This window comes from Paracidovorax anthurii (assembly GCF_003269065.1).
Classification (GTDB): domain Bacteria; phylum Pseudomonadota; class Gammaproteobacteria; order Burkholderiales; family Burkholderiaceae_C; genus Paracidovorax; species Paracidovorax anthurii.
Window position 1 is genome coordinate 1 of the sequence record NZ_QLTA01000075.1, and the last position, 19,051, is coordinate 19,051.

The window sequence follows — 19,051 nt, forward strand, 5'->3', positions numbered from 1 at the left end:
GCGTGGGAAGAGGGACGCAGCCAGCGCGGCGGGGCGGCCCTTGCGCGGCTGCCCGCGCCTGGGCCGCGCCAGTTTCATGCGATGTGGGTGGCGCGTAGCGCTATGGATCACTGAGATCGTGAACACGCTCTGAGCGGCGGAACGGGCCGATCGCCGGCCGGCGGTTCAGTGCGAGAGGGCCTCGCGCACGGCGGCCACCTGCCGGCGCGATACCGAGAGCAGCTCCGGCAGGCCGTGCAGGCGCACGGCCCAGCCTTCGCCCTCGTCGGGGTCGTAGTGCTTCTCCAGGGCCCGCAGCGCCCGGCGGGCCACCAGCGCGTTGCGGTGCACGCGCAGGAAGCGGTCCGCGTACCGCGTTTCCATTTCGCTGAGCGAGCCGTCCAGGATGTAGCTGCGCGTGCCGGTGCGCACCGTGAGGTACTTGAGCTCGGCCTTGACGTAGAGCACCTCGTCCAGCGGCACCCGCTCGGTGCGGCCCCGGTCCTGGATCAGCAGGGATTCGCCGTCCACCGCGCCGGGCGCCGCCTCGGGCCGGGGCTGGCCCGCCGTGCGGCGCACCTTGGCCAGCGCCTGCTGCAGGCGCTCCAGCCGCACGGGCTTGGTGAGGTAGTCCACCGCATCCAGCTCGAACGCGCTCACCGCATGGTCGGCGTGCGCGGTCACGAACACGATGGCGGGGGGCTGGGCCAGCGTCCGCAGCGTGTGGGCCAGGGCCAGTCCGTCCTGGCCCGGCATGTGGATGTCCAGCAGGACGGCATCGCAGGCCCGGCCGCCGGCGGTCGCCCGCAGTTGCGCCAGGGCCTCGGCGGCGTTCGCGGCCTCGGCCACGGTATGCCCTCCGCAGTCGGCGAGCAGCGTGCGCAGGCGGCTGCGGGCCAGGGCTTCGTCGTCGACGATCAGGATGTGCATGGTGGATGAGGAGGCGGGGGCGTTGCTTGGAAGCTCAGGCGTGCGCGGGCAGGGAGATGCGCACCCGGTACAGGCCATTGTGCATGCCGGCCGAGAAATCGCACTGCACGTCGTGCAGCAGGCGCAGGCGGTCGCGCACGTTGGCGAGCGCGATGCCGTGCCCGCGCGGCACGGCGTCGTCCCGCTCGCCGGCCGTGGGCAGCGTGTTGGTGATGATGACCACCGCGCGGCTGCCGCGCAACTGCGTCGCCACGCGCAGCTTGCCGCCCTGCGCGCAGGGCTCCACCCCGTGCTTGACCGCGTTCTCCACCAGCGGCTGCAGCAGCAGCGGCGGCAGCCGCGCGCCGTCGGTGCGGGCATCGAGCACCCACTGCACGCGCAGCCGGTCGCCGAAGCGCACCTGCTCGATGTCCAGGTAGCGCCGCGCGAGCGTGATCTCTTCGGCCAGCGTGGCGGATTCGCCCTGCTCCACGAGCGCGTGGCGGAAGAGGTCGCTCAGGTCCTCCAGCAAGGCCTCGGCCTTCGCCGGCTCGTCGCGCACCAGCGCGATCGCGCTGTTGAGCGTGTTGAAGAGGAAGTGCGGCCGGATGCGCGACTGCAGCTCGGTGAGCCGCGCCGTGGTGGCCGCCGGCGTGCGGGCCCGCGCGCGCAGCACCAGCGCGGCCACCAGCGCCGCCGAGAGCAGGGCGCCGCTGGCCGCGCTCGCGAGCCAGGGCGGTTCCGCCGCCACGCCCACCAGGGCGAGCATGCCGCAGGCGTAGAGCCCCGAAACCGCGCCCAGCGCCACGCCCGCGGCGTACTGCAGCGCCACCGAGAGGCGCTGCAGCACCGTCTTGAGGCTGCAGGCCGTGATCAGCCAGGCCAGCGTGGCCGGCAGCGCCCCGCCCGTGAACAGGGAGAGGCGGGCCAGCCATTCCAGGGGTGTTTCGGCCCCGAACAGCGCGCCTACGCCGAGCACCGATTCCACGAAAAGCACGGCGCGCAGCACCACGCCGACATGGCAGGCATCGAAGACGAGCACGCGCCGCCCGAGCCGCGCGGCGGCGGGCTCGGCGAGGGGCTGGGGCCGGGTCGATAAAATTTGCGTCTCTTGCATCGCGGCATCCGGGCGTTCCGGGTGACCGAAACCTCCGGATTATTGCCTTCCATGTCCTCCAGCCCCTCCGCGCAACCTTCCCACGACCAGCTCGCCACCAAGTCCCAGGCCTGGTCGGCTCTTTTCTCCGAACCCATGAGCGACCTGGTCAAGCGCTATACGTCGAGCGTGTTCTTCGACAAGCGCCTGTGGCAGGCCGACATCGCGGGCAGCCTGGCGCACGCCGAGATGCTGGCCGCCCAGGGCGTCATCGCCCAGGAGGACCATGCCGCCATCCAGCGCGGCATGGCGCAGATCACGCAGGAGATCGAATCCGGCGCCTTCGAGTGGAAGCTCGACCTGGAGGACGTGCACCTGAACATCGAGGCCCGCCTCACCCAGCTCGTGGGCGATGCCGGCAAGCGCCTGCACACCGGCCGCAGCCGCAACGACCAGGTGGCCACCGACGTGCGCCTGTGGCTGCGCGGCGAGATCGACCTGATCGCCGACCTGCTCAAGGAGTTGCAGGTCTCGCTGGTGGACGTGGCCGAGCAGAACGTGGAGGTGATCCTGCCCGGCTTCACCCACCTGCAGGTGGCCCAGCCCGTGAGCTTCGCCCACCACATGCTGGCCTATGTGGAAATGTTCGCGCGTGACGCCGAGCGCATGCGGGACGTGCGTCGCCGCGTGAACGTGCTGCCGCTGGGCAGCGCGGCCCTGGCCGGCACCACCTACCCGCTGGACCGCGAGCGCGTGGCGCGCACGCTGGGCATGGAGGGCGTGTGCCAGAACAGCCTGGACGCGGTGAGCGACCGCGACTTCGCCATCGAATTCACGGCCGCCGCGAGCCTGTGCATGGTGCACGTGAGCCGCCTATCGGAAGAGCTCATCATCTGGATGAGCCAGAACTTCGGCTTCATCCGCATCGCCGATCGCTTCACCACCGGCTCGTCGATCATGCCGCAGAAGAAGAACCCCGATGTGCCCGAGCTGGCGCGCGGCAAGACCGGCCGCGTGGTGGGCCACCTGATGGGCCTCATCACGCTGATGAAGGGCCAGCCCCTGGCCTACAACAAGGACAACCAGGAGGACAAGGAGCCGCTGTTCGACACCGTGGACACGCTCAAGGACACGCTGCGCATCTTCGCCGAGATGGTGGGCGGCCAGCCCGACCCCGCCACCGGCCGCAAGGAAGGCGGCATCACCGTCAACGCCCAGGCCATGGAGCAGGCCGCGCAGAAGGGCTATGCCACCGCCACCGACCTGGCCGACTACCTCGTCAAAAAGGGCCTGCCGTTCCGCGACGCCCACGAGACCGTGGCCCACGCGGTGAAGGCCGCCAGCTCGCACGCGGTGGACCTCTCGGAGCTGCCGCTGGCGGTGCTGCAGGGCTTCCACCCCGCCATCGAGAAAGACGTGTTCGACGCGCTGAGCCTGCGCGGCTCGCTCAATGCGCGCAACACCCTGGGCGGCACTGCGCCGGCCCAGGTGCGCGCGCAACTGGCCCGCCACCGCGCGCGGCTGGGCTGAGCGCAGCCAGCCGCCCGCCATCCTTTCTCACGACCGCAAGCCAAGCCCCGATCGGAACCCGCCATGACGCTCTCCCGCCGCCACCTGCTCCGCCATGCCACCCGCGCCAGCGCCGCGCTGGCGGCCGGCCTGCCCTTCGGGTGGGCGTGGGCCGAAGGCGGCAGGCCGCTGCGCATCCTGGTGGGGTTTCCGCCCGGCGGGGGCTCCGATGCGATCGCGCGCCTGCTGTCCGACAAGCTCAAGGATGCGCTGGGTGTGCCCGTGGTGGTCGAGAACCGCCCGGGGGCCGGCGGGCAGATCGCGGCGCAGGCGCTCAAGGCCGCCGCGCCCGATGGCGGCACGCTGTTCCTCACGCACGACCACACGATCTCGATCCTGCCGCAGGTGGTGAAGAACCCCGGGTTCGACCCCGAGCGCGACTTCGTCGGCGTGGGCGGCGTGGCCACTTTCGTGAATGCGTTCGCGGTGTCCGGCGGCACCCCGGCGCGCAGCTTCGACGAGTACGTGGCATGGGTGCGGGCGCAGGGCGGCGGCAAGAGCGCCGTCGGCATCCCGGCGCCGGCCTCCACGCCCGAGTTCCTCGTGAAGCTGCTGGGCCAGCGCTACCGGCTCGATCTGGTGTCCGCGCCCTACCGCGGCAGCGCGCCGATGATCGGCGACATGCTGGGCAACCAGATCGCGGCCGGCGTGGGTTCGGTGCCCGACTTCCTCGAAAACCACAAGGCCGGCAAGCTGCGCATCGTGGCCGTGCTGGGCGAGCGGCGGCAGGCGGCCCTGCCGGACGTGCCCACCTTCGGCGAACTCGGTCTTAAGGGGTTCGAGGACCTTCCCTACTACGGCTTCTACGCGCCGGCCGGCACGCCGCCCCGGTTCGTGCAGCAGTTCTCGGACGCCCTGGCGAAAGTGCTGGCGCAGCCCGACGTGCGCGACCACCTGGTGGCGCTGGGGCTCACGGTGACGCCGATGACGCCGCCGCAGCTCACGGCCCGCGAGCGTGCGTACACGCAGGCCTGGACGCGCATCATCCGGGGCAGCGGCTTCCAGCCGCAGTGACCGGCTGGCGGCCGCGCGCGCTCACGCGGCCGGCCGCCCCGCCACCTGCCGCGCGATCGCCGCGAAATTGACGGCCGGCCCCGGCGGCCGCGACCAGCGGTGGGCCACCGCGAGCCCCACGCGCGGCGCCGGCGCGCGCAGCGCACGGAACGCCACCCCCTTGACGCTGAGCTGGCGCATGCAGGCCGGCACGAGCGAAACCCCGATCTCCGCCGACACGAGCGAGAGGATCGAGGCGATCTGCGGTGCGGGCTGGCCCAGGGCCGGCTCGAACCCCGCGGCCCGGCAGGCGGCCAGCACGGCATCGTGCAGGCTGATGCCCACGGCGCGCGGCGTGAGGATGAAGGGATCGGACCGCAACGCCGCGAGCGCCAGCCCGCCCCGGCCCCGCGCGGCCGGGTGTTCCGCGGGCAGGGCGGCCACGAGCGGTTCGTCCACCAGCTTTTCGACGGCCAGCGTGGCCGGGTCGGAGGCCGAGGGGCGCAGTATCGCGGCGTCCAGCCGTTCTTCCTGCAGCCCCGTGACCAGCGCCACCGAATTTGCCTCCACCAGCCGGAGTTCGGCCCGCGGATAGGCATGGCGGAAGGCCCGGATGCTGGCCGGGATGATGGGGTTGAGCGCCGCGGTGCCGGTGAAACCCAGGTTCAACTGCCCGGTTTCGCCGCGCGCGGCGCGGCGGGCCGCCTGGATCGCCTGCGCGGCGTGGCCGGGCAAGGGCTGCACCCCCTCCAGGAAGGCCTGGCCCGCCTCCGTCAGTTCGGCGCCGTGGGGCACGCGGTGGAAGAGGGGGGCGCCGACCTCCGCCTCCAGGTCCCTGATCTGCAGGCTCAGCGGCGGCTGCCCGATGCCCAGCCGCGCCGCGGCGCGCGTGAAGTTGCCTTCCTCGGCCACGGCGAGGAAATAGCGGATGTGTCGCAGTTCCATGGCTATTTGTACTGCATATGGAGATGTGGTGTGCCATATATTGGACAGATGGTGACCCCGTCAATACATTCGCGGCCACCATGCCTGCAGATTCCACCGCGTCTTCTTTCGCTTCCGTTCCCGGCCCTTCCCGCGAAGCCGCCCCTTCTCATTCCACCCCGTCCGCCAGCGGCGGCCATCCCCCGGGCCCTGCGCCCGCCGCCACCTGGGTGCGGCGCGGCACGCCCGAATACGCCCGGGCCGGCCTGGCGCTCTTTCTGCTGGGTTTCGCGAGCTTTTCGCTGATCTACTCGGTGCAACCTTTGCTGCCGGCCTTCGCGGCGAGTTTCGGCATCGGCCCGGCGGAAAGCTCGCTGGCCCTGTCGCTCACCACGGGCTGGCTGGCGGTCTCCATCGTGCTCGCCGGCGCGTTTTCGCAGGCGCTGGGGCGCCGCGGGCTGATGTTCGCTTCCATGGCGCTCGCGGCGCTGCTGCAGATCGCGGCGGCGGCCGCGCCCACCTGGCACGGCCTGCTCGTGGCGCGGGCCCTGGAGGGATGGGTGCTGGGCGGCGTGCCGGCGGTTGCCATGGCCTGGCTGGCGGAGGAGATCGAGCCCGCCAGCCTGGGCCGTGCCATGGGGCTGTATGTCGGGGGCACGGCGTTCGGCGCCATGATGGGGCGCGTCGGCATGGGGCTCCTGACCGAATTCACCTCCTGGCGCGTCGCGCTGGGCGTGCTGGGCGGCCTGTGCCTGATCTCGGCCGTGGGCTTCGTGCTGATGCTGCCGCGATCGAGCAACTTCGCGCGGCGCCCCGGCATCGATGCCGCCTTCCACCTGCGCGCCTGGGGCGGGCACCTGCGCAACCCCGCGCTGCTGCGCATCTATGCCATCGGCTTCATGCTGACCAGCATCTTCGTCACCCTGTTCAATTACGCGACCTTCCGTCTGTCCGCCGCGCCCTACGGTCTGGGCCAGACGCAGGTCAGCCTGATCTTCCTCGCGTTCGGCTTCGGCATCGTGTCCTCGTCGGTGGCCGGCGGGCTGGCCGACCGCTTCGGGCGGCGTCCGCTGATGGTCACGGGCTTCGTGCTGATGCTTGCCGGGGTGGGGCTCACCCTGCTGTCGCCGCTGGCCGCGATCGTGGCGGGGATCGCGCTGGTCACCACCGGCTTCTTCATCGGCCATTCGGTGGCGAGCGGCTCCGTCGGTCCGCTCGCCGGGCAGGCCAAGGGGCACGCGGCGTCGCTGTACCTGTTCTCGTATTACATGGGCTCCGCCGTAACCGGCTCGGCGGGCGGCTGGTTCTGGCAGCACGGCGGGTGGTGGGCCATCGCGGGCCTGACGGGCGGCATCGCCCTGGCGGGCGCGCTCAGCGCCGCCCGCGGCCGTTCACCCCGCGAAGGCACGGCATGAGCCGCCAGCCGCTCGTGTTCCTGCCCGGCCTGCTGTGCGACGGGCGCCTGTGGCGCGACCAGGCCCTGGCGCTGTCCGACATCGCCGAGCCCTTCATCGCGGACCTGACCCGCGACGACAGCATCGCCGGCATGGCGCGCCGCGTGCTGGACATGGCGCCAGCGCGTTTCGCGCTGTCCGCGCTCTCCATGGGCGGCTACGTCGCTTTCGAGATCCTGCGGCAGGCGCCCGGGCGCGTGAGCCGCCTTGCGCTGCTCGATACCAGCGCGGCCGTGGACGACGCGGCCCGCGCCGCCCGGCGGCGGGCCGGCATCGGGTCGCTGCAACTCGGCCGTTTCGCCGGCGTGACGGACCGCCTGTTGCCGCAGCTCATCCATGCCTCCCGGGTCGGCGGGCCGGTCGGGGACGAACTCAAGGCCATGGCCGCGCGCGTGGGCGGCGAGGCTTTCCTGCGGCAGCAGCAGGCGATCCTCGGCCGCGCGGACGCGAGGCCGCTGCTGCCGGACATCCGCGTGCCCACGCTGGTGGCGGTCGGCGACGGCGACGTGCTCACGCCCCCGGCCGATGCCCTGGAGATCCACCGGGCGATCCCCGCCTCGCGGTTCCATGTCTTCCGGAACTGCGGCCACTTGCCCGCCCTGGAGCTGCCGGAGGAAACGGCGGACGTGCTGCGGGCCTGGCTACTCCCTTGATCGGGGGGCTGGGGGCGACGGTGCGTTCCGCCTCCAGGAAAAGTTCGGTCAACTTTGTAACTCCCGAAGATAAATTTGTAAAAGTTGTATTGCCGCGGGAATGGCGGCCCCCACAATCGCTCCCAAGCAGCTGTACTTTCTGGAGAGCCGTTCCATGCCTCTGTCCTCCCTTCGGTTCGCCTGCCTGCGCCGCGGCGCCGCGGCGCTGCTGTGCGCTCTCGTGCTGCCGGCGGGAGCGGTCCCGCTCGCGCCGGCACCCTCGGCCGCAGTGCCCGCGCCCCATGTGCGCTGGCAGTCGAGCATGGAAGCGTTCGCCGCGGCGGACAAGGCCAGTCTGCCGCAATCGGACGGCGTGCTCTTCGTCGGCAGCTCCACCATCCGCCTCTGGACCGACCTGCGCGAGGATTTCCGGCAACTGCCCGTGGTGATCAACCGGGGATTCGGCGGCTCCACCATGGCCGATTGCCAGTATTTCGTGAAGAACCTGGTGCTGCAGTACCAGCCGCGCCACGTCATGGTCTATGCGGGCGACAACGATCTGGCGGAGGGCCGCACGCCGCAGCAGGTGCTCGAGAGCTTCCAGGCGTTCGTCGGGGCCGTGCGCGAGGCGCTGCCGCAGACGCGCATCAGCTACATCTCCATCAAGCCCAGCCCCCTGCGCCTGTCGCTGCTGCCGCGCATGCGCGAGGCCAACGCGCTGCTCGCGCAGTACGTGCGCTCGGTGCCCAATAGCGATTTCATCGACATTTTCTCGCCCATGCTGGATTCGGCCGGCGTGCCGCGCGCCGATCTTTTCGGCCCCGATCACCTGCACATGAACGATGCGGGCTACGACCTGTGGCGCAGCGTCATCAGCCCCTACGTGGAGGATGCGGCAGGGGCCGCGATGGGGCAGGCGAAGGAGCCGCGCGCCACCCCTGCCGACACGCCGCGCAACGCCGCCGGGGCGGGCGCGCAGGCCGTGGTGAACGCGAGCGCGCAGCGCTGACGCCGGGGCACCCGCCGGGCACGCGCACTGGCGTCACAGCGCGGGCGGAAGCGGTTTGCGCAGCTTCCACGGCTTCAGGGGCGGGCAAGCCCCGTTTTCCTGCGGCGCCCTGTCGAACCAGAGACTGACGCGCGCCACCGCGTAGAGCGCGCCGAAGCACGCGGCGAGCAGGGCGAAGTCCTGCCACCAGGGGCGGCCGTAGTTGGCGCCCATCAGGCTGATCGCGAGCAGCACCACCACGAGGTGGGCGCAGAACACGGGCAGCGAGGCCGCTCCCAGGGTTTCCAGCCAGTGCTGCCGGGGCAGCCGCCGCGCCAGCGCCGGGCCGAAGTGGATGGCCAGCACCAGCAGCGCGAACAGGTCGATCAACCGCAGCGGGCCCAGTTGCCACTTGTCGAAGAGCAGGTTCCATTGCGGCAGGCCATCGCCGAAAGGCACCTGCCCGATGGCATGGCGCCACACCAGCCCCGTGACCGCGATGGCCGCGGCCGTGCCCACCGCCCAGCGAGGGAACGCGAAGGGCGGGGCCTGCGGATCGTTGCGCGAGGCGCCCATCCACAGGCCCAGCATCCAGAGGAACTGCCAGCCCCACATCGAGAAGGCCCCCGTCTCATGGAACGGGATGGGGATGGGCACCACCGTGCCGACGGCGTCGTAGAACCACTGCGAGAGTCCGAACTGCGCCAGGAACCACAGCAGCGCGCTCACCCCGAGCAGGGGCGCCCAGCCGCGCCGCAGCGCGTGCGTCATGGCCCAGGGGCTGGCGAGCATGAACAGCACGTACAGGGGCAGGATGTCGAGCAGCGGCGGTTCATAGACCAGCAGCAGGCCTCCCACGAGCGCCTCCAGCGGCTTCAGCAGGTAGAACGTGAGCAGCCCCTTGATGGCCGGCTCGTCCACCCGCAGGCCGATGAACGTGATGATGGTGAAGAGGAACAGCAGCGTCGCCGCCTGGCAGGCATAGATCTTGAGCGCGCGGCGCCAGAAGGCCTGGCGCATCTCCGGAATGCCGCGCGTCACCGCCACCCGTCCGTACACCAGCCCCGCCATGTAGGCCGACAGCAGAACGAACCCCTCGGCCGCCGACACGAAGCCCAGGGGCTGGCCGAGCGGCAGCGTGAACCGCGTGGGCAGGTGGGTGACCGTCATGAGGACCAGCATGAGGCCTCGCATGGCGTCGATTTCCCAGCGGCGGGGGGTGGAGGAGTGGGGCATGGCAGGGGTGGGGCGGCCGTCGGCGCGCCGGAGCGGGCATTGTGCGCGTGCCTCGCGGGCTGTCCGTGTAGGCCATTTACAACTCAGCGCCGTGGCTGATGGTGGCCCCTGCGCCGATGGGCTACGCTTCCGGGCTTCCATGTTCCGCTGCCGCCGCCTGCCCGTGCGTGGCACCGGATCTCCCGGGGGGACCCGCGGCGGCCGGTCCGCCGCGCCATCGCTGCCATTCCATGACAACAAAGCATCTCCTTCGCGCGGCCCTGGCCGCGCTTGCCGGCGTGGCCTTCGCCGGCGCCGCCCAGGCCCTCTCGGTGGCCAGTTTTTCGCCCCAGGGCGAGGTGGCGCGCGTGCGGCAGGCGGTGATCAAGTTCGACGCGGCCGCCGTCAACTTCGGCGACCCCAAGGCTCCGGCGCCGTTCTCGGTGGACTGCGACAACGCCAGCGCCGCCCAGGGCACGGGCCGCTGGACCGGCGAGCGCGAATGGGTGTACGACTTCGCCGCCGATCTGCCGCCCGGCACCCGGTGCACGGCCACCGCCAAGGCGGGGTTCAAGTCGGCTTCGGGGGGCGCGTTGACGGGCACCACCCGCTACCTTTTCAACACCGGCGGGCCCTTCGTGCAGAGCGTGCGCCCCGGCACGTACCAGCGCATCGACGAGGAGCAGTTCTTCCTGCTGCAATTCAACGGTCCCGCCACCCTGGAGAGCGTGAAGGCCCACGTCTGGTGCGTGGCCGAGGGCGTGGGCGAGCGCATTCCCGTGCGCCTGATTGAGGGCGGCGAGCGCGCGGCCATGCTGCAGTCTTTGGGACTGGAGCCGTCGGTCAAGCAGGACCCGCTGCGCTATGCCACGCTGGCATGCAACCGGCGCCTCACCTCGGGCGCCAAGGTGGAGCTGGTGTTCGGCAAGGGCGTTGCCACGCCGAGCGGCGTGGCGAACTCGGTGGAGCGCCGATTCGGCTACACGGTGCGCGAGCCGTTCCAGGCCGATTTCAGTTGTGAGCGCGAGAATGCCCAGGCCGCGTGTCTGCCGATCCGGCCGATGGTTCTCTCGTTCAACGCGCCCGTGCCGCGCAAGCTGGCCGAGGCGGTCCGGCTGAAGTCGGACAAGGAAACCCTCAAGCCCCGCCTGGACGGGGAGGGCGACGGCGATACGGTGGTGAATAGCCTGCAGTTCGTGCCGCCCTTCACGCCGCAGACGGCCTTCCGTGTGGAGCTGCCCAAGGATTTCAAGGACGCGTCCGGCCGGACCCTGAGCAATGCCGACAGCTTTCCCCTGAAAGTGGGCTCGGGCCCGCTGCCTCCGCTGGCCAAGTTCGCCGCCGCGCCCTTCGGCGTGCTGGAGCGTTTCGCGGACGGTCCGCAGGGCCCCGCGCTGCTGCCGGTGACGCTGCGCAACGTCGAGGCGGCCCTGCGCGTGCAGGGGCTGGAGGCCGGAGCGCCGGCGTCCAACGGCAAGGTCAGCACGCTGCAGCCCACCAGCGACGCGGACATCATCACGTGGTACCGCCGGGTGCGCCGATACGATGACTACCTCGTCCCGAGGGCGGATGCCAGCCGCGATGCCAAGGGGCCGCTGCCCCAGGTGCTGCAGGATGAGAGCAAGGACTACGTGCAGTCGCGCATGGTCTCGCTGCTCGGCGCGCAGCCGGGGGCGAAGACGCTGGACCTGCCCAAGCCCGCGGGCAACGACCCCCGGCCGTTCGAGGTGGTGGGCATTCCGCTGCCGACGGGCTTCCACGTGGTCGAGATCGCCTCGCCCATGCTGGGCCAGTCGCTGCTGGACCAGCGCCACGGCGCGGGCCGCACCATGTACGTGCGTACCTCCGCGCTGGTGACCAACCTGGGCGTGCATTTCAAGCTCGGGCGCGAGAACGCCGCCGCCTGGGTGACCACGCTCGACAAGGGGCAGGTGGTGCCCGGCGCCGTGGTGCGCGTGTCCGGCTGCGATGGCCGCGAGCTGGCCAAGGCCACGACGAACGCGCAGGGCGTGGCGATGTTCGAGGGCCTGTCGCCCCAGCCGCCCACCTGCGAGGCGGGCAAGGGGCTCGAAGGCATGTCGGCCTATTTCGTGAGCGCCCGCGTCCAGGGGGGCGATGGCGGCCAGGACATGGCCTTCACCTGGAGCGACTGGCAGCGCGGCATCGAGCCCTGGCGCTTCAACGTGCCGACCAGCAGCCAGCCCGAGCCCGACCAGGTGGCCCACACCGTCTTCGACCGCACGCTGCTGCGCGCGGGCGAGACGGTGTCCATGAAGCACTTCATGCGCACGCAGAACCGCAAGGGCTTCGGCCTGCCCGCCGACCTGCCGGACCTGCTGGCCATCACCCACGTGGGCAGCGGGCAGCAGTTCACCCAGCCCTTGCAGTGGCGCCGCACCCCCACGGGCGGGATGAGCGCCGAGAGCACGTTCTCCCTGCCCCCGGCGGCCAAGCTGGGCGCTTATTCGGTGGAGCTGCGCGGCGGCGGGGATCACGGCCGCAGCATGACCTCGGGCGAGTTCCGCGTGGAGGAGTTCCGCCTGCCCGTGCTGGAAGGGCGCATCGCGCCGGCCGACAAGAAGCCGCTGGTGCGCGCGCGCTCCGTGCCCACCGACGTGCAGATCAACTACGTGGCGGGCGGTGGCGCCGCCAACCTGCCCGTGCGCGTGTCCGCGCTGGTGCGCGGCAGGCCGCTGCAGTTCCCCGATTTCGACGCCTTCAGTTTCCAGCCGCCCCGCCAGAAGGGCGCGCTGCCCGGCGCGGCCGCTCGCGGCGATGACGAGGAGCCCGCCGCCGGAGACGATGCCCGCGTGATCGCCGACAAGCTGCCGCTCACCCTCGACCGCAACGGCGCGGGCAAGATCGCCATCGGCAATGTGCCCGTCTCTCGCCGCCCGCAGGATCTGGTGCTGGAGGCCACGTACTCCGACCCCAACGGCGAGGTGCAGACCCTGCGCAGCACGCAGCCGCTGTGGCCCGCCGCCGTGGTGGCCGGCATCAAGACCGAGGGCTGGGTCTCGGCCGCGCAGAAGATCCGCTTCCAGGCGCTGGCGCTGGGCCTGGACGGCAAGGTGCAGGAGGGCGTGCCCCTGCAGGTGCAGGCCATCGCCCGCATCACCACCACCAGCCGCAAGCGCATGGTGGGCGGCTTCTACAGCTACGACAACAAGACCGAGACCAAGGACCTGGGCACCGTCTGCTCGGGCAGGAGCGACAGCCGGGGCCTGCTGCTGTGCGAGGCCAAGCTCGACGAGGCCGGCGAAGTGGAGCTGGTCGCCACCGCGCGCGACAAGGACGGCAACCAGTCCGAGGCGGCCTCCTCCGTGTGGGTCACGCGCCAGGGCGAGCTGTGGTTCGGCGGCGAGGACCACGACCGCATCGACCTGCTGCCCGAGAAGAAAAGCTACCAGCCCGGTGAAGTCGCCAAGCTGCAGGTGCGCATGCCGTTCCGCCACGCCACGGCGCTGGTGAGCGTGGAGCGCGAGGGCATCATCGACACGCGCGTAGTGCAGCTCAACGGGCAGGACCCGACGGTGCAACTCAAGATCGAGGAAGGCTGGGGGCCGAACGTCTACGTGAGCGTGCTGGCCCTGCGCGGCCGCCTGCGCGAGGTGCCGTGGTACAGCTTCTTCACCTGGGGCTTCAAGGCGCCGCGCGAGTGGTGGAGCGCCTTCTGGTACGAGGGCAAGGAATACGTCGCGCCCACGGCCATGGTGGACCTCTCCAAGCCCGCCTACCGCCTGGGGCTGGCCGAGCTGAACGTGGGGGCCAAGGCCCATCGCATCGAGGTGAAGGTGGCCGCCGACAAGGAGAGCTACCCCGTGCGCGGCAAGGCGCAGGTCACCATCACCGCCACGCTGCCCGATGGCAAGCCCGCCGCCAACGCCGAAGTGGCGCTGGCCGCCGTGGACCAGGCGCTGCTGGAGCTGATGCCCAACACGAGCTGGAACCTGCTCGATGCCATGCTCCAGCGCCGCGCCTGGGGCGTGGAGACTTCCACCGCGCAGATGGAGATCATCGGCCGGCGCCACTATGGCCGCAAGGCCGTGCCCGCGGGCGGCGGCGGCGGCCACGCGCAGACGCGCGAACTGCTCGACACCCTGCTGCTGTGGCAGCCCGCCATCGCGTTGGACGCCAACGGCCAGGCCCGGGTGACCGTGCCGCTGAACGACGCGCTCACCACCTTCAAGGTGGTGGCCGTGGCCGATGCGGGCGCGGGCCTGTTCGGCACGGGCGCCACCAGCATCCGCGCCACGCAGGATCTGCAAATCATCAGCGGCCTGCCGCCGCTGGTGCGCGAGGACGACCAGTTCCGCGCCCAGTTCACGCTGCGCAACACCACCAAGGCGCCGATGAAGGTCGAGGTGGCGCCGCGCGCCACGCTGCTCACGCTGGACAAGCAGACCGTGGAGATCCCCGCCGGCGAGTCGCGCGAGGTGGCCTGGACGGTGACCGCTCCGCCGCAGCTCGCGCAGACGCGGGCCGAGGCGATCCTCTGGGAGATCGAGGCGCGCGATACCGCAGCCGGGGCCGGCGGCGCGCGCGATGCGCTCAAGGCCACGCAGCGGCTCGTGCCCGCCGTGCCGCTCACCGTGCAGCAGGCCACGCTGGTGCAGGTGGACGGCAGCTTCAACCTCGACGTGAAGCCGCCCGCCGATGCCATCGCCGGGCGCGGCGGCCTGAAGATGTCGCTGCAACCCAAGCTGGCCGAGGGTCTGCCGGGCGTGCGCGACTGGTTCGCCAACTACCCCTTCGCCTGCCTGGAGCAGAAGACCAGCAAGGCCGTGGGCCTGCGTGATGGCAAGCTCTGGCAGACCGTCGTGGGCCAGCTGCCCACCTACCTGGATGGCGACGGCCTCGCCAACTACTTCCCGCCGCAGGCGGGCAGCGCCAACCGGGGCAGCGACACGCTCACGGCCTACCTGCTCGCGGCCACGCACGAGGCCTCGTCCCTCGACGCCGCCTTCGCGCTGCCGCCGGACGTGCGCGCCCCGATGGAGCGCGGCCTGATCGCGTTCGTGGAAGGGCGCATCCAGCGCGAGTTCTGGAGCCCGCGCAAGGACCTGGACATGCGCAAACTCGCCGCGCTCGAAGCGCTCTCGCGCTACGGCAAGGCCACGGGCCGCATGCTCTCGTCCATCACCGTGGCGCCCAACCAGTGGCCCACGCACAGCGTGATCGACTGGCTGAACGTGCTCCGCCGCGTGCCCGATGCACCGCAGCGCGATCAGCGCATCGCCGAGGCCACGCAGATCCTCAAGGCGCGCCTGTCCTACCAGGGCACCAAGCTCGTCTTCAGCTCCGAGCAGGACGACTACTGGTGGTGGCTGATGCAGAACGGCGACGTGAACACGGCCCGGCTCATGCTGGCGGTGATGGACGACCCCGCCTGGAAGGACGACATGGGCCGGCTGGCCAACGGCTTCATCGCGCGCCAGCAGGGCGGGGCGTGGCACACCACCACGGCCAACCTCTGGGGCGGGCTGGCGCTGGAGAAGTTCAGCGCCAGGTTCGAGGCCACGCCCGTGGCCGGCACCACCCGCGCCGCCCTGGGCGCGAACACCGCCAGCGTGGACTGGAGCAAGGTCGAGCGCGTGAAGACCACCGATGCCGCGGGCGCCCCGCACCAGACCACGTGGTTCGGTGCCCCGGCATCGCCCGGCAACCTGAAGAACAACGGCATGTTCCTGCCCTGGAGCGCCGGCGGCAAGGAGGCCCTGGCCGTGACCCACCAGGGCCCGGGCAAGCCGTGGCTCACGCTGCAGTCGGTGGCCGCGATCCAGCTCAAGGCGCCGTTCTCGGCGGGCTATACCGTGAAGAAGACCATCACCCCGGTGGAACAGGCCGTGCCCGGCCAGTACACGCGCGGCGACGTGCTGCGCGTGAAGCTGGAAGTGAACGCCAGTACCGACATGACCTGGGTGGCCCTCACCGACCCCATCCCCGGCGGCGCCACCATCCTGGGCGGCGGCCTGGGCCGCGATTCCGAGATCGCCACGCGGGGCGAGCAGCGCGGCGGCAGCGGCTGGATGGCCTTCGAGGAGCGCAGTTTCGAGGCGTACCGCGGCTATTACGAATACCTGCCCAAGGGCACCGTCACCGCCGAGTACACGGTGCGCCTGAACAACGTGGGCGAGTTCGCGCTGCCGCCCACGCGCGTCGAGGCCATGTACGCCCCCGAGATGTTCGGCGAGACGCCCAATGCGCGCGTGAAGGTGCAGGCGTCGAAATGACCGCCTGCGCGGGTTGTGGCCGGCGGCTGGCGGCCTCGCAGGCGGTATGCCCGGACTGCGACCGCCTGCTGGCCCCGCCCGCGCCGGACCCCACGCATGGCGCCTATCGGTGCCCGGGCTGCGCGGCACGGTTCGATGCGCCCGTCCCGTGTCCCTGGCCCGAGAACGCGCGCTGGTTCATGCCGCAAGGGGTCCGGCCCCGCTGCCCGCACTGCCGAGCCTTTCTGCGGGACCGCAGGTGGCCGCGTGTTTCCCCCTGGGCGGCGGGGGCGCTGTATGCCCTCATCGTGCTGGCGCAATTCCAGTTGCGGGCCCCGCAGGCCAGGGCCGTGACGATCGGGGTGCTGGCGGTGGGGCTGCTGTGGCTGCTCTGGCGCCGGGAGCGGGGCGTGCCCCGGGAAGAGCGCTATGCGCTGGTCCTCCCGGGCCAAGACTGACCAGGGGCCTTGCTGTCATCCCATCCATTCACGAGCGACCGCGCCCATGCACACCACGCCCACCCTCCGCCCCATGACCCTCGGTGACTACGAGCCGGTCATCCAGCTCATGCAGGCCACGCCCGGCGTGGCCGTCCGCGATGCCGATTCGCGCGAGGCCACGGCGCGCTACCTGGAGCGCAATCCGGGCCTGAGCTTCGTGGCCCACGTGCAGGGCCGCATCGTGGGCTGCATCATGTGCGGCCATGACGGCCGGCGCGGGTACCTGCAGCATCTGCTGGTGTTGCCCGAGCAGCGGCGGCAGGGCATCGCGCGGGCGCTGGTGGAGTGCTGCCTGGCGGAGCTGGAGCGCCTGGGCATCTTCAAGTCGCACATCGACGTGTACCGCGACAACGCGCTGGGGCAGGCCCTCTGGGAAGGCCTGGGCTGGACGCTGCGCACGGACATCCACCGCTTCTCGATGGTCCGCGGGGAGCGGCCCAACGCCTGAGGTTCCTTCGGCCGCCCCTCAGTGGGCGGGCCCTGCCGCGGCGGCATCGATCGAGGTGTCCGATGTGGCGGGCGGCGTGAGCGGCCGGCCGGCATCCCACGCCATCCAGTCGGAGCCGAACAGCTCGACGGGGTGCTGCGTGCGTTCCGAACCGTTGCCGCAGGCGAGCGCGCCGGCAGGGCAGTAGCGGTCGCAGCCCCAGCACAGGCGCTCCGGGTGCGCAGGGTGCTCGGGGAATTTCCGTTCCATGGCAATGGCGATAGCGTGGTGCGCGGAACACCGATCCAGTGTGGACCGCTCCCGCCGCCCAGGCCTTGCGGGGAATCAAGGCGGCGGCAGATGGCGATGCCGCGGCTGTGTATTCCAGGCCGTCATGCATGTCTTCGCGTTTGCTTCGGTATAGGGGTATTCCGCGGGGCGGATGGGTGGCTATAAACGACGGGCTTTCCACCCTCAGGAGAAAAACCATGTCCTTGAAGCATTCCATCGCCCGCGCCGTGATGGTCATCGCCGCCGTTCTGCCCCTGGCCGCGCAGGCCCAGGTACCCGTGACGGAGGAGACCCGGCACGAGAAGCTGCTCTGGTCCCACAACCCGTTCTATGCCTACAACAAGCGTCTGGTCTATGACTTCTGGCGCGAGGTGTTCGAATCCGGCCAGGTGGAACTGGCGGACAGGTACATGGCCGAGGACTACATCCAGCACAACCCGCTGGTGGCCACGGGGCGCGAGCCTTTCAAGCAATTCCTCGCCCAGGTCACGCCGCGCACGCCGATCCAGTCCCGGGTGCGGGCTCCGCTGGTGAAGATCCTGGCGGAAGGCGACATCGTCACGCTGGTGTTCGTGCGCCAACTGCCCGATCCGCAGGACTCCAGCAAGACCTACACCACCACGTGGTTCGACATGTTCCGCATCGAGAACGGGCTGATCGCCGAGCATTGGGACCCGGCGACCAAGAACTGACGGGCTGATCCTGGACCGGGAGCCCCGGGGGGGCTCTCTCACAACCCCGGGCCGCACACGGATCCGAATGCGGTCGCGCAGATTCCAGTCCATTGGCAAGGGCGGCCGTGTCACTGTTTCTTTGGCGCCACGATGCGGGATGTAGTCACCGTTCTGGCGTGACTTTCGGTTAATCTGCGCGCGCCGCTGCACCTGGGAAGGGGCGCAGCGGCCCTGGCGCGCCGGCTGGTGCGCGTATCCACCGGTCTGCCGTGTACCGGCGCGGACCGCAGAACAAATGACGACCCATAAATCCCCCCTACGGCTGTTGCTGGCCCTGTGGCTGCTGCTGTGCCTGCAGAGCGCGTTCGCGGACAGCGTGCGGTTCGTGGTGGAGCCGAAGTTCTTCTACAACGCAGCCGTATGGTTCAGCGGCGGCGGAGGCATGCCCGGCCAGGTCGTCTACAAGGCCGAGACGGTGGAGGAGGCCTTCTCCGTGGCCGCCGAGATTTACCACACCTCGAGCTGCAGCCGCAGGGACGATGGCAGCACGTTCTGCCGCTCTGCCGGGGCCCTCAAGCCTTTGAACGGCCTGGTCAACGGGCGCGTCTCGGGGTATCAGGCCGAGGGGGTTCCGGACCTGGGCTCGCCCCGGGCCGAAGCCGTGGCCGTGACGCTGGGCTTCGAGTGCCCCACGATCGTCAAGCACGGCAGGAGCATCAACGTGGACCGGGGCATGAAGTGGGATGCCGACAGCAATGTGCAGGTGTGGTGCGAATTCTCGCTGCCCAACGAGGACTCCTGCGACGACTGCGGCGCGCTGGGCAACCCGGTGCTGCCGAGCACGGGCCAGAAGATCCAGCCCGAGCTCGACTACCCGATGGGCAAGGACGGCCTGGTTTTCGAGCGGGTGTACCGCAGCAGCGAGGGGCAATTCCTCTCCACCCTCAACCAGGGCTGGTACGGCGACGTGGCCGGGCAGGGCAACCCGTGCTACCCGGCCTTCTGGTGGAAGGACGGCCAGCAGACGGACTACTGCTACCGGGTGCTCAACCAGCCGCACATCTGGAAGACGGGCCGGGGGCGCTTCGACATGTACGAGGGCGGCGGGGCGGCGAGCCTGGAGGCGCGCTCCCTGGGGGAATACCGCTTCGTGCAGGGCAGCGGCGAGCAGAACTACGTCCGCTCGCG

Annotated in this window: 15 protein-coding genes; 10 read left to right on the plus strand and 5 right to left on the minus strand. The window is 70.9% G+C overall.

Annotated features, from left to right (window positions below):
* Positions 1 to 165: 165 nt before the first annotated feature.
* Both AX018_RS22830 and AX018_RS22835 read right to left on the minus strand, forming a co-directional pair.
* Positions 166 to 909 (minus strand): LytR/AlgR family response regulator transcription factor, encoded by a 744-nt coding sequence (locus AX018_RS22830; RefSeq protein ID WP_111882278.1) that lies wholly within the window; start codon positions 907 to 909, stop codon positions 166 to 168.
* Between the two features lie 34 nt (positions 910 to 943).
* Positions 944 to 2,005: a sensor histidine kinase gene (locus AX018_RS22835; RefSeq protein ID WP_111882281.1), complete on the minus strand. Its 1,062-nt coding sequence runs from the start codon at positions 2,003 to 2,005 to the stop codon at positions 944 to 946.
* Between the two features lie 51 nt (positions 2,006 to 2,056).
* Here AX018_RS22835 and argH point away from each other — a divergent pair, with 51 nt between their 5' ends.
* Together argH and AX018_RS22845 are read left to right on the plus strand one after the other, a co-directional pair.
* On the plus strand, positions 2,057 to 3,514 hold the full coding sequence (gene argH / locus AX018_RS22840) for an argininosuccinate lyase (protein WP_111882283.1): 1,458 nt from the start codon (positions 2,057 to 2,059) through the stop codon (positions 3,512 to 3,514).
* 63 nt (positions 3,515 to 3,577) lie between these two features.
* A complete protein-coding gene (locus tag AX018_RS22845; RefSeq protein WP_111882286.1) occupies positions 3,578 to 4,567 on the plus strand; it encodes a Bug family tripartite tricarboxylate transporter substrate binding protein in 990 nt (329 codons plus the stop codon).
* A 21-nt stretch (positions 4,568 to 4,588) separates the two neighbouring features.
* On the opposite strand, the gene AX018_RS22850 is transcribed toward AX018_RS22845, so the two are convergent.
* Positions 4,589 to 5,491, minus strand: coding sequence for a LysR family transcriptional regulator (locus AX018_RS22850; protein WP_111882289.1), 903 nt, complete (start codon positions 5,489 to 5,491; stop codon positions 4,589 to 4,591).
* A gap of 80 nt (positions 5,492 to 5,571) precedes the next feature.
* On the opposite strand from AX018_RS22850, the gene AX018_RS22855 reads away from it, so the two are divergent.
* From AX018_RS22855 to AX018_RS22865, 3 genes are all read left to right on the plus strand, one after another.
* Positions 5,572 to 6,885: an MFS transporter gene (locus tag AX018_RS22855; RefSeq protein WP_111882293.1), complete on the plus strand. Its 1,314-nt coding sequence runs from the start codon at positions 5,572 to 5,574 to the stop codon at positions 6,883 to 6,885.
* Positions 6,882 to 7,577, plus strand: a complete 696-nt coding sequence (locus AX018_RS22860; RefSeq protein ID WP_111882295.1) for an alpha/beta fold hydrolase — start codon at positions 6,882 to 6,884, stop codon at positions 7,575 to 7,577. Before AX018_RS22855 ends, AX018_RS22860 begins: the two co-directional genes overlap by 4 nt.
* A gap of 154 nt (positions 7,578 to 7,731) precedes the next feature.
* Positions 7,732 to 8,565: an SGNH/GDSL hydrolase family protein gene (locus AX018_RS22865; RefSeq protein WP_111882314.1), complete on the plus strand. Its 834-nt coding sequence runs from the start codon at positions 7,732 to 7,734 to the stop codon at positions 8,563 to 8,565.
* Positions 8,566 to 8,598: 33 nt separating this feature from the next.
* Here AX018_RS22865 and AX018_RS22870 read toward each other — a convergent pair whose 3' ends face one another.
* The gene (locus tag AX018_RS22870; RefSeq protein WP_111882298.1) at positions 8,599 to 9,780 is read right to left on the minus strand and encodes an OpgC domain-containing protein; all 1,182 of its coding nucleotides are present in this window, start codon (positions 9,778 to 9,780) and stop codon (positions 8,599 to 8,601) included.
* 230 nt (positions 9,781 to 10,010) lie between these two features.
* On the opposite strand from AX018_RS22870, the gene AX018_RS22875 reads away from it, so the two are divergent.
* The 3 genes from AX018_RS22875 to AX018_RS22885 all read left to right on the plus strand — a co-directional run bounded on the left by AX018_RS22875 (position 10,011) and on the right by AX018_RS22885 (position 16,919).
* On the plus strand, positions 10,011 to 15,992 hold the full coding sequence (locus AX018_RS22875) for an alpha-2-macroglobulin family protein (protein ID WP_111882301.1): 5,982 nt from the start codon (positions 10,011 to 10,013) through the stop codon (positions 15,990 to 15,992).
* A 287-nt stretch (positions 15,993 to 16,279) separates the two neighbouring features.
* Positions 16,280 to 16,429, plus strand: coding sequence for a hypothetical protein (locus AX018_RS25350; RefSeq protein WP_170146330.1), 150 nt, complete (start codon positions 16,280 to 16,282; stop codon positions 16,427 to 16,429).
* Between the two features lie 73 nt (positions 16,430 to 16,502).
* Positions 16,503 to 16,919: a GNAT family N-acetyltransferase gene (locus tag AX018_RS22885; protein WP_211322510.1), complete on the plus strand. Its 417-nt coding sequence runs from the start codon at positions 16,503 to 16,505 to the stop codon at positions 16,917 to 16,919.
* Between the two features lie 18 nt (positions 16,920 to 16,937).
* On the opposite strand, the gene AX018_RS22890 is transcribed toward AX018_RS22885, so the two are convergent.
* Positions 16,938 to 17,168: a DUF3079 domain-containing protein gene (locus tag AX018_RS22890; protein WP_111882309.1), complete on the minus strand. Its 231-nt coding sequence runs from the start codon at positions 17,166 to 17,168 to the stop codon at positions 16,938 to 16,940.
* A 218-nt stretch (positions 17,169 to 17,386) separates the two neighbouring features.
* Here AX018_RS22890 and AX018_RS22895 point away from each other — a divergent pair, with 218 nt between their 5' ends.
* Both AX018_RS22895 and AX018_RS22900 read left to right on the plus strand, forming a co-directional pair.
* A complete protein-coding gene (locus AX018_RS22895; RefSeq protein ID WP_111882311.1) occupies positions 17,387 to 17,881 on the plus strand; it encodes a nuclear transport factor 2 family protein in 495 nt (164 codons plus the stop codon).
* A gap of 277 nt (positions 17,882 to 18,158) precedes the next feature.
* Positions 18,159 to 19,051 (plus strand): DUF6531 domain-containing protein (locus AX018_RS22900; RefSeq protein WP_146749412.1); only part of this gene is annotated, 893 nt, incomplete at its 3' end.